The organism is Stutzerimonas chloritidismutans (genome assembly GCF_020783375.1).
GTDB classification, from domain to species: Bacteria; Pseudomonadota; Gammaproteobacteria; order Pseudomonadales; family Pseudomonadaceae; genus Stutzerimonas; species Stutzerimonas kunmingensis.
In genome coordinates this window covers 4,348,410-4,358,424 of the sequence record NZ_CP086067.1, presented here as the reverse complement: position 1 = coordinate 4,358,424, position 10,015 = coordinate 4,348,410, and the positions used below count along the sequence as shown (strand labels likewise).

Annotated in this window: 9 protein-coding genes; 2 read left to right on the top strand and 7 right to left on the bottom strand. The window is 65.2% G+C overall.

The annotated features are described in order from the left end of the window. Positions 1–51: 51 nt before the first annotated feature. On the bottom strand, positions 52–621 hold the full coding sequence (locus LLJ08_RS20465; protein ID WP_041015499.1) for a DUF6436 domain-containing protein: 570 nt from the start codon (positions 619–621) through the stop codon (positions 52–54). Between the two features lie 84 nt (positions 622–705). Between LLJ08_RS20465 and bipL the strand changes: the two genes are divergently transcribed. Then, positions 706–1,644 carry a phospholipase BipL gene (bipL, locus tag LLJ08_RS20460; protein ID WP_104098309.1) on the top strand — a complete coding sequence of 313 codons (939 nt, stop codon included), beginning with the start codon at positions 706–708 and terminating at the stop codon, positions 1,642–1,644. A gap of 5 nt (positions 1,645–1,649) precedes the next feature. Here bipL and LLJ08_RS20455 read toward each other — a convergent pair whose 3' ends face one another. Continuing rightward, positions 1,650–2,414: a hypothetical protein gene (locus LLJ08_RS20455; RefSeq protein ID WP_023445782.1), complete on the bottom strand. Its 765-nt coding sequence runs from the start codon at positions 2,412–2,414 to the stop codon at positions 1,650–1,652. 154 nt (positions 2,415–2,568) lie between these two features. On the opposite strand from LLJ08_RS20455, the gene LLJ08_RS20450 reads away from it, so the two are divergent. Beyond that, complete coding sequence (locus LLJ08_RS20450; protein WP_228207840.1) at positions 2,569–3,177, top strand: 2OG-Fe(II) oxygenase; 609 nt, start codon at positions 2,569–2,571, stop codon at positions 3,175–3,177. Positions 3,178–3,253: 76 nt separating this feature from the next. Here the strand turns inward: LLJ08_RS20450 and dctM are convergent, their stop codons facing one another. The 5 genes from dctM to LLJ08_RS20425 form a co-directional block, all read right to left on the bottom strand. Beyond that, complete coding sequence (dctM, locus tag LLJ08_RS20445) at positions 3,254–4,534, bottom strand: C4-dicarboxylate TRAP transporter large permease protein DctM (RefSeq protein WP_228207839.1); 1,281 nt, start codon at positions 4,532–4,534, stop codon at positions 3,254–3,256. Next, on the bottom strand, positions 4,534–5,160 hold the full coding sequence (locus LLJ08_RS20440; protein ID WP_023445785.1) for a TRAP transporter small permease: 627 nt from the start codon (positions 5,158–5,160) through the stop codon (positions 4,534–4,536). Before LLJ08_RS20440 ends, dctM begins: the two co-directional genes overlap by 1 nt. Positions 5,161–5,425: 265 nt before the next feature. Beyond that, the gene (gene dctP / locus LLJ08_RS20435; RefSeq protein ID WP_228207838.1) at positions 5,426–6,421 is read right to left on the bottom strand and encodes a C4-dicarboxylate TRAP substrate-binding protein DctP; all 996 of its coding nucleotides are present in this window, start codon (positions 6,419–6,421) and stop codon (positions 5,426–5,428) included. Between the two features lie 345 nt (positions 6,422–6,766). Then, positions 6,767–8,161 carry a sigma-54-dependent transcriptional regulator gene (locus LLJ08_RS20430; protein WP_228207837.1) on the bottom strand — a complete coding sequence of 465 codons (1,395 nt, stop codon included), beginning with the start codon at positions 8,159–8,161 and terminating at the stop codon, positions 6,767–6,769. Next, positions 8,158–9,966, bottom strand: a complete 1,809-nt coding sequence (locus tag LLJ08_RS20425; protein WP_228207836.1) for a sensor histidine kinase — start codon at positions 9,964–9,966, stop codon at positions 8,158–8,160. The genes LLJ08_RS20430 and LLJ08_RS20425 overlap by 4 nt, the downstream gene beginning before the upstream one ends. Positions 9,967–10,015 lie beyond the last annotated feature (49 nt).

Here is a 10,015-nt window from a genome sequence, read left to right as displayed (position 1 = left end):
CTGATAATAATTATCATTTGATCGCGATCAAGTTTACCTGTCGCAAGCGCGCTACTGCTGCCAGTCGCAGAAACAGGCCACCGCCAGCGAATGGGTGGCGCGCACCTTGCGCCCGGCCAGCACGGCATCGAGGATAGGCTCGACGAAGCTGTTGTCCGAACTGCACACCGCACCCTCGCTGTAGGGGCCGATATAGACCAGCTCCCCGCTTTGATCCCAGATGCCTACAGCGGGGCTGGCCGGTAGTTGCTCGGAGCCGGGCGGGGCGCTCAGCGGTTTCAGTGCTGCCAGCGGCTGCGGCAAGCGGCCCTTGCTGCCCGGCTTGCGTACTTCGTAGAAGTCCACGGGTTGTCCGGCAAAGCGCTTGAGCAGTTCTTCCAGGTGCTGCTGATTGCCGACGTTGCACGGGCATCCCGGATCCCAGAAATGCACGAAGCGCACTGGTCCTGGGCCCTGCAGCTCGGCCGGCAGGCGAAGGGCGTCGCCGGAGAACAGCTCGGCGCGCTCGCCGTCGAAGGTGCGCAGGTAGCGCGCCTCGAACCACCAGAACGCAGCCAGCATGGCGCCGCCCCAGAGCAGGGCGATCAGTGCGGCGATCAGGTATTTGCGACGAGCGCTCATGGCGGGCTCCGATGTGGGTGCGCAAGCTTGCCATGGGGCGGCGCAGAGCTGAATATCCCAGGTCAACGCAATCGAAGAATTTCCATGCCCTCGCGTATCGATCCCGAGCGCCTGCGTAACAGCCTGCCCGCCCTGTCCGAGGCGGTCGCCGCAAGCGCCGAAACTCTCCAGTACCAGACCTATTACGGGCTCGACCTGCCGCATCGCACGCAGGTCCAGCGTCGCCTGGGGCGCTTTCGCGTGCATGACTACGATGTCGTCGCCCAGGCCTGGTGGCCGGAGCAGCCCCACGCCAGCCTGCTGATCCTGCACGGCTACTACGACCACATGGGCCTGTATCGCCATGTGGTCGACTGGGGACTGGAGATGGGGTTCGCCGTGCTCGCCTGCGACCTGCCGGGCCATGGGCTGTCCAGCGGTCCCCGGGCGAGCATCAACGAGTTTGCCGAATACCAGGCGGTGCTGAGCGGTCTGTTCGAACAGGCACGCCAGCTCGATCTGCCGCGTCCCTGGCACCTACTTGGCCAGAGTACCGGCGGTGCCATCGCACTGGATCACCTGCTGCATCAGGCCGAAAACCCCGACCTGGGGCGCACCATCCTGCTGGCGCCGTTGGTTCGCCCGCGCGCCTGGCTGCGCTCGCGCATCAGCTACGAGTTGCTGCGACGCTTCGTTCAGCAGATCCCACGAACGTTCAGCGAGAACTCCGGCGACCCGGCCTTCCTCGAATTCGTCCAGAGCCAGGACCCGCTGCAGCCGGACATCCTGCCCACGGCCTGGGTCGGCGCCCTGTCACGCTGGATTCCCCGTATCGAGGGTGCGGCTGACAGCAGGCACGCGCCGTTGATCATTCAGGGCGAGGCGGACATGACCGTGGATTGGCAGTACAACCTGCCGATTCTGCAGCGCAAGTTCCCAAGTGCTGAGGTGCTGCGACTGCCCGAGGCGCGCCACCATCTGGTGAACGAGCGCGAGGAATTGCGCCAGGCGTACTTCGACTTCCTGCGCGAGCGCCTCAGATAGCGGGATCAGATGCCCTGCTGCGGCTCCAGCTCGGCGCCGCTCATGCCCACCGCCAGGCCGGCGCGTAGCGCCTGCAGCGCGGCCTGGTAATAGGCCTTGCCTTCGTCCGACTGGGCGAATGTCACATATTCCTCCAGTTCGGCATCGGACAGGTCGCGATAGACGTACAGCAGCGTGTTGTCGAGATCGGCCTCTATCTGCTCGATCATGCGTTGGCGCTGGCTGCTCAGCAGGCTCTGCGCCTGATTTCCACCGAGCAGGCCGGGAATCATCTGGCTGAGACTGTCGGCGGCGACGCCGGCCAGTGCCAGGCTGACTTCCGCGCCCGCTTCGCTGGCTGGCAGCGCCTGGGCCAGGTGGCGGATCAGCAGTTGTCGGTTGCTGCCGGCTTCCACCCGCGGCAGGCCGGCGGCGTGCTTGGCCAGCTGTTCGCGCCGTGCGGCGAGCACTTCGGCCGAGACGATCTTGCGTCCCAGGGTCGACTGGAAGAATTCCAGCGCCGGCTGCGGCTCGGCCAGGTTGCCGCGCAATGCCTGCTGCGCGCGCTGGTCGATGGCATGGGCGGCGAAGCGGCGGTTGCTGTTGGTCACCAGTGCCTGGAATACCGCCGGTGGCAGGGTGTCCTTGTAGCGTTGCTGGGCCGCGGTCAGGGCATCGCCGAAATTGGCGCGCTGTTCGGTCCAGCCGGCGGTTTCGTAGAGTTCCTGATAGGTGTCGGCGAAGCTGCTGAAGCTCAAGGTCAGCAGTACACAGGTCAAGAGGGCGCGCATGGAAGCTCCTGTCTGGCGGGCGGTTCATTTTCCGTGCGTCGACGCGTGCTTGTCGAGGCGCATGGTTACTGCTGCCATTTGGCGCAGCGACGCAGCTTGTAGCGGAGTCTCAACAGACCCTAGACTCCTGCGGTATCCCTTCGGAGTCACTTCCTTGCCGTTCTCTTCGATCATCGACGACCTGGCCGAGCGCGGCTGGTCGGTGCAGAGTTCTTTCCTTCCCAGTGATGTGACCCACAAGCTGGCCGACGAGTGCCGCAGGCGGGAAGCCGAGGGTGCACTGGCACCGGCAGGGGTCGGCCGCGGCGAGGCGCAGGCGGTGCGCGAAGGCATTCGCAGCGACCATATTCAGTGGCTCGAACCGGGCCAGTCTGCAGTCTGCGACGACTACCTCGAGCTCATGGACGGCTTGCGCCAGCAGCTTAACCGCGAGTTGTTCCTCGGGCTGGAAGAGTTCGAGTGCCATTTCGCCTTCTACCCGCCGGGCGCCTTCTATCAGACGCACCTGGACCGCTTTCGCGATGACGACAGCCGCTCGGTGACCGCCGTGCTCTATCTGAACCCGGACTGGCAGCCCGGCCATGCCGGCGAACTGCGCATGCACATGCCCGACGGCTCGCAACTGGACGTGCCGCCGCTGGTCGGCAATCTGGTGGTCTTTCTCTCCGGCGATTTCCCCCACGAAGTGCTGGTCACCCAGGCCGACCGTCTGTCGCTGACCGGCTGGTTCCGTCGGCGGCCGGCTGATGTGCTGGCGCTCTGACGAGCCCGCGTCGACATTCGCGCGGACGAAAAAAAGCCCGGCGCAGGCCGGGCTAAAGGGAAGTTTCTGCTTCGGGCTACATGCCGAGCATGTTCGGCAGCGCCAGAGAGATCGACGGCACATAGGTGATCACCACCAGGAAGCTCAGCATCAGTGCCAGCCATGGCAGCACTGCGCGGATCACCTGGGTCACCGGCATGCCCGTCACCGCGGAGGCCACGAACAGGTTCAAGCCCACCGGTGGCGTTATCAATCCGATCTCCATGTTCACCACCATGATGATGCCAAGGTGGATCGGGTCGATGCCCAGCTGTATGGCAATCGGGAACAGGATCGGCGCCAGGATCAGGATGATCGCCGACGGCTCCATGAAGGCGCCGGCCACCAGCAGCACGATGTTCACCACCAGCAGGAACATCCACGGCTGCAGACCTGCCTCGATGACCCAGGCAGTGATCGCCTGCGGAATCTGCTCGGTGGTCAGCACGTGGGCGAAGAGCATGGCGTTGGCGATGATGAACATCAGCATGATGCTCAGCTTGCCCGACTCCAGCAGTACCTTCGGGCATTCGCGCAGCTTGAGGTCCTTGTAGACGAAGATCGCGACGAAGGCCGAATACACCGCCGCGACGGCCGCCGCTTCAGTGGGCGTGAACATGCCCGAGTAGATGCCGCCGAGGATGACTACCATCAGCAGCAGGCCCCAGACCGCCTTGCGCGCGGCGGACAGCCACTCGCGGAAGCTGGCGCGCGGCAGTGCCGGCAAGTTCTTCTTCACCGCGATGATGTAGATCGCCACCATCAGCGCAACGCCGAGCAGGATGCCCGGCACGACACCGGCCATGAACAGCTTGCCGACCGAGGTCTCGGTAGCCGCGGCGTAGACCACCATGACCACCGACGGCGGGATCAGGATGCCCAGGGTACCAGCGTTACAGACGATGCCAGCGCCGAAGGCCTGCGGATAACCGGAGCGCACCATGCCGGCGATGGCGATGGAACCCACCGCGGCCACGGTGGCTGGCGACGAGCCGGACAGCGCTGCGAAGAGCATGCACGCCAGCACCGCACCGATCGCCAGCCCGCCACGGATGTGGCCGACACAGGCGTTGGCGAAGTCGATCAGGCGACGCGCCACGCCGCCGGTGGTCATGAAGGCGCCGGCCAGGAGGAAGAACGGGATCGCCAGCAGGGTGTAGTGCTCGGAGGTCTCGAACAGCTTGATCGCCAGCGAGCGCACCGAGTCCTGGCTGAAGATCATGATGGTCAGCGAACCGGCCAGACCGAGGGATACGGCCACCGGCACGCCGATGAACATCAGCACGAAGAGGGCGACGAACAGGAACAGGATGGTCATTACTTGGGCTCCTCTTCGCCGTGCTTGAGCGCATCGGCCGCTTCATCGGCGAGGCCGAGGCCGGTCTGCTCGTTGCGCAGGATACGCACGAAGATTTCGGCGAAACGGATGAACACCATGGCGAAGCCGAACGGCACGATCATGCCGATGTGCCACTGCTTGACGCCGACATGGCCCAGGTCTTCCGCGCCGATGTTGGCAACGAACAGCGCCTGGATCCATTCGAAGCTGGCCACGGTCAGCAGACCGGCGTAACCCAGGCAGAGCAGGCAGGCGATGATGCCGATGACGCGCTGGATGTGTCGCGGCGCCAGCTTCACCAGTGCATCGACGCCGATGTGGCCGGCGGTGCGCACGCCATAGGCGAGGCCGGAGAAGATCAGCCAGGCGAACAGCGCCTTGGTCAGCGCGGTGCTCCAGGTCATGGACTGGGCCAGGCCGATGATGAAGTCACCGATGGCGAACCAGAAGTCGGCGCTTCCCTCGAACCGGTCGCCCAGGTCGTAGAAAAGTGTGTAGAGGTTGTTGAGGATCACGTAGACGAAGGTCACCAGTGTCATGGCGGCCAACAGAAAGGCGATGAAACCTTCCTCGAAGTGGTCCCAGACGCGCCAGAGGGCGTTCATGGATGACATCTCCCGATGGACTGCTTGTTGTATCGAAGGCAGCACGGAGGTGCGCCGTGAACCAGCCGGGGCAGGCTGGGAGACAGAGCAATGAAAAACTCTTGTTGTCGCCATCGAAGCGGCTGGGCCCGGGATCGCCTTGGCCTGACCTGTCTGCCCTTGGTGCGGGCTTCGTCTTCGCTAGCTGCTTTGTTTTTTCACTGAGCTGTCGGGTATCACTGGGTGGTGCAGCAAAGGGGCGGGGTGTCCGCCCCCCGGCAAAGGCTTATTTAGCCTGGTTGGCAGCTTCGGCGGCCTTGATCAGGTCTGCACCGATTTCGCCTTCGAACTTCTTCCACACCGGCTTCATGGCTTCGCGCCACTTGGCACGCTCTTCCGGGGTCAGCACCAGAATTTCGGTGGTGCCGGCGGCAAGAATGTCAGCCTTGGCCTTCTGGTTCAGGGCGTCGGCTTGCTTGTTCACTTCAACAGTGACTTCTTCCACGATCTTTTGCAGCTCGCCACGTACATCGGCAGGCAGGCCGTCCCAGAACTTGGTGTTGGTGATCAGCATGTAGTCCAGCAGGCCATGGTCGGACTCGGTGATGTGCTTCTGCACTTCGTGCATCTTCTGCGAGTAGATGTTCGAGTAGGGGTTCTCGGCACCGTTGACCACGCCGGTCTGCAGGCCCTGGTAAACCTCGGCGAAGCTCATCTTGCGCGGGTTGGCGCGCAGCGCCTTGAACTGCTCGTCCAGCACTGCAGAAGCCTGTACGCGGAACTTCAGGCCGCGCGCGTCTTTCGGCTCACGCAGTTCCTTGTTGGCCGACAGCTGCTTCATGCCGTTGTGCCAGTAGCCCAGGCCGGTGATGTTCTTGTCTTCCATGGAACGCAGCAGGCCCTGGCCAGCCTCGCTCTTCTGGAAGCGGTCGACTGCCGCGATGTCGTCGAACAGGAACGGCAGGTCATAGACCTGAACGCCCTTGGAGTAGTGTTCGAACTTGGCCAGCGACGGAGCGATCAGCTGAACGTCACCCAGCAGCAGGGCTTCCATTTCCTTGCCATCACCGAACAGCGAGGAGTTCGGGTAAACCTGTACCTCGACCTTGCCGGCCAGACGCTCTTCCACCAGTTTCTTGAACATCAGGGCGCCCTGGCCTTTCGGCGTGTTTTCGGCGACCACGTGGGAGAACTTGATGGTGATCGGGTCAGCCGCGTGGGCCAGACCAGCGATGCTCAGCGACAGGGCGCATGCCAGCGCCTTGGCAGTCAGTTTGAACATTGATGTTTCCTCTTGTTGTGGGTGGGAGGCCACACGGCATCCCGGCAGTAACCAGCTGGACAAGTCTAGGCGCTGAAGCCCGGGTGCGATGCTCTATCGCGACTCGTTCCGTCCGGTTCATTGAGTTTCAGGAGCAATGCCTGTGCCAAGAGCTGGCAGAGCCGCCTGAGGGCAGCGAGTTTACCCAGCAATAGATGAAGGTTTGAATGGCCAATTGCCAACAAGCGCGTCTAGGTCGCACCTTTGCGCGGGATCGCCGGTGCTGGCGCGGGCCACGCACGTGCCGTGGTCTGTGCCGGCGAGTTCGACCCCTGGTCAGCATCGAAGATGGCGGATTTCCGCCATCTAGTCGTTTTCATCGGGCGAGCTTCCGCCAGCATCGGTAAAACTCAGCCCGTGCTTGCGCAGCTTGTCGTGCAGCGTCTTGCGTGGCAGGCCCAGGGCTTCGGCGACGCTGCGCAGCGAGCCATGCGGGCGATTCAGCTCATCGGCGATCAGTGCGCGCTCGAAGGCCTCGACCTGCTCGCTCAGATTGCCACCTCCGGCTATCCCGGCAGCCGGTTCGCCGGCCGACTGGTCGAGCCCCAGGCCAAGGCCCAGGGCGAAGCGCTCGGCGGTGTTCTGCAGCTCGCGCACGTTGCCCGGCCAGGCGTGACGTAGCAGTGCAGCGCGTTGTTCCGGCTGCAGCTCGCGGATTGGCAGGCCATGGCGCTGGGCGGCGGCTTCGGCGAAATGCTGGAACAACAGCAGGATGTCCTCGTTGCGCTCGCGCAGCGACGGAATTCGCAGCGGCGCGACGTTGAGCCGGTAATACAGGTCGGCACGGAACCGGCCCTGATCCGCGGCCACCCGCAGGTCCTCCTTGGTCGCGGCGATGACCCGGATATCCAGGGCGATCGACTGGTTGCCGCCGAGCCGTTCGACCACCCGCTCCTGCAGTAGGCGCAGCAGCTTGACCTGCACATCCAGGCTCATGCTCTCGATCTCGTCGAGGAACAGCGTGCCGCCGTTGGCGAATTCGAACTTGCCGATGCGCCGCTTCTGCGCGCCGGTGAAGGCGCCCGGCTCGTGGCCGAACAGTTCGCTTTCCACCACCGATTCGGCGAGCGCCCCGGCGTTGATCGCGACGAAGGGGCCGCTGCGCCGGCTGGACAGGTCGTGCAGCGCCCGGGCGACCACCTCCTTGCCGGCGCCTGTTTCGCCGAGAATCAGTACATCGGCCTGGGTCCCGGCCAGCGCGCCGATCTGTTCGCGCAGACGCAGCATCGCCTGGGATTGTCCGAGCAGGCGCGCCGAGAGCTGCTGCCGGTCGGCCAGGGCCAGGCGCAGGGAGCGGTTGTCCAGTACCAGTTGGCGTAGCGCCAGGGCACGACGCACGCTGTCCAGCAGCGCTTCGCTGGGGAAGGGTTTTTCCAGGAAATCGTAAGCGCCGGCGCGCATCGCCTGCACCGCCAGCTGAATATCACCGTGCCCGGTGATGAGGATCACCGGCATCTCGCTGTCGCGCGTGCGCAGTTGTTGCAGCAGCTCCAAGCCATCGATGCCGGGCATGCGAATGTCGCTGACCACCACGCCTGGCCAGTCCGCTGGCAGCCGCGCGGCCAGGTCGCGGGCATCGCCCAGGCTGACGACCTTGAGACCGGCCAGGTCGAGGGTCTGGCTCAATGCCTGACGCAGGTGCGGATCGTCGTCGATCAGCAGCACCTGCGCCTGGGCGCTGATCGGCTGGTCACTGCTCATTGAAAATGGTCCTCGGTGGGGAAGGCGACGCCGGGCTCGGCGCAGCGCAGAAACAGGCCGAGCTGCGCGCCACCTTCGGGATGGTTGCTCATGCGCAGCTCACCGCCCAGGGCGCGGGTGAGGGTATCGCAGATCGCCAGGCCGAGGCCCAGCCCCTGCGCGCTGGTCTTGGTGGTGAAGAACGGCTCGCGGGCTCGCTGCAGCGCTTCCTCGCTGAAGCCGGGGCCGTTGTCGCGCAGGCTGAGCAACACGCCGTCACCCTGCTGTTCGGCGCGCAGCCAGATGCGTCGCGGTTGCGGCCGCTCGGCCAGCGCATCGAGGGCGTTGGCCAGCAGGTTGGCGAGGATCTGCCGCAGCCGCGTCTCGCCGGCCTGCACCCACAGGGTGGCCTCCGGCAGGTCGCGGATCAGCTCCACGCCCATGGCCTGGCGGCGCTTGGCGAGCAGGGCCAGGGCGTCGTCCAGCGCCGGCTGCAGCGCGACCCGCTCCGGCGCGTGCTGGTCGCGACGGGCGAAGGCGCGCAGGTGGGCGATGATCGACGCCATGCGCGCGGTCAGTTCACTGATCAGCCGCAGGTTGTCGCGGGCTTCGGCGTTGCGCTGCTGGTCGAGCAGCACCCCGGCGTTGTCGGCATAGCTGCGGATCGCCGCCAGCGGCTGATTGAGTTCGTGGCTGATGCTCGCCGACATGGTGCCCAGCGCCGACAGCTTGCCGGCCTGCAGCAGTTCGTCCTGGGCGCGCACCAGTTCCTGCTGCGCCTGCTCGCGCTCCAGTACCTCGACCTTGAGCCGGCTGTTCAGCGCTTCCAGGTCGCGCGTGCGTTCCAGCACGCGCTGTTCGAGCTGCTGGCGCGCCTGGCTGTCCAGCGCCAGACGTTCGATGAAGTGCCGGCGGCGCTGCATCAGCAGGCCGATCCAGAGCAGCAGCGCCAGCAGTGTGGCGGCGCCGATGGCGACCACGGTGCGCACCGGTCGCTCGATCAGGTTGATCGGCGCGAGGATGCGCACCGTCCAGCCGGTCTCCTTGAGCTCACGGCTCTGGATCAGCCAGGCATCGATGTCCAGCGTCAGGTCCTGCGGATAGAGGGTTGGATAGGGCTGATCGAAGGCGATCTGTTCGCGCTCGTCGACGCCCAGCCCGCGGGTCGCGCGGAAACGCCATTCCGGGCGCGAGGTGAGAATCACCACGCCGAAGTTGTCGGTCACCAGCAGCTGCTCCGGGGTGTTGCCCCAGAGCGTCTCGGTATGGTCGAGGTCGACCTTGACCACCAGCACGCCGAGGATGCCGCGCTCGTCGCGCACGGCGGCGCCGAAGTAGTAACCGCGCTTGCCGGAGGTGGTGCCTAGGCCGAAGAAACGCCCCAGGCGACCTTCCATGGCCTGGCGGAAATAGGGGCGGAAGGCGAAGTTGCGGTCGACGAAGCTGTCTTCCTCGTCCCAGTTGGAGGCCGCCAGGGTATTGCCGTCCGTGTTCATCAGATAGATCACGTCGGCCCCGGTCTGGTTGCGCAGGCGTTTGAGCAGGCGATTGGCATTGTCCCGCACGGCCGGCGCTTCGGCCTGCTGCAGGACGGCGCGCAAAGCCGGCAGGTCGCCGAGGATGCGCGGCAGCACCTCGTAGCGGTTCAGCGTGCCGAGCAGGTTGGCGACGTAGAGGTCGAGGGTCTGACGATTCTGCTCGGTCAGCTCGTTGCGGTAGTAGCGCTCGGCGAGCTGCTGCAGCGGCCAGAGCAGAGGCGCAAGCAGCAAGGCCAGCAGGGCGAGGTTGCGCCAGCGAGGGCGGCGGGGTGGATGCAGTGCAGTCATGCGTGGGCGCCTGGATGTCGGGCGCATTATGCACGCAGAGCGTGCCGGC

What these genes read in the sequence shown, in the direction of transcription:
- bipL (WP_104098309.1), top strand. Translation starts at nt 706, where the DNA reads ATGCCCTCGCGTATCGATCCCGAGCGCCTGCGTAACAGCCTGCCCGCC.
- dctP (WP_228207838.1), bottom strand. Translation starts at nt 6,421, where the DNA reads ATGTTCAAACTGACTGCCAAGGCGCTGGCATGCGCCCTGTCGCTGAGC.
- LLJ08_RS20465 (WP_041015499.1), bottom strand. Translation starts at nt 621, where the DNA reads ATGAGCGCTCGTCGCAAATACCTGATCGCCGCACTGATCGCCCTGCTC.
- dctM (WP_228207839.1), bottom strand. Translation starts at nt 4,534, where the DNA reads ATGACCATCCTGTTCCTGTTCGTCGCCCTCTTCGTGCTGATGTTCATC.
- LLJ08_RS20440 (WP_023445785.1), bottom strand. Translation starts at nt 5,160, where the DNA reads ATGAACGCCCTCTGGCGCGTCTGGGACCACTTCGAGGAAGGTTTCATC.
- LLJ08_RS20430 (WP_228207837.1), bottom strand. Translation starts at nt 8,161, where the DNA reads ATGAGCAGTGACCAGCCGATCAGCGCCCAGGCGCAGGTGCTGCTGATC.
- LLJ08_RS20425 (WP_228207836.1), bottom strand. Translation starts at nt 9,966, where the DNA reads ATGACTGCACTGCATCCACCCCGCCGCCCTCGCTGGCGCAACCTCGCC.
- LLJ08_RS20455 (WP_023445782.1), bottom strand. Translation starts at nt 2,414, where the DNA reads ATGCGCGCCCTCTTGACCTGTGTACTGCTGACCTTGAGCTTCAGCAGC.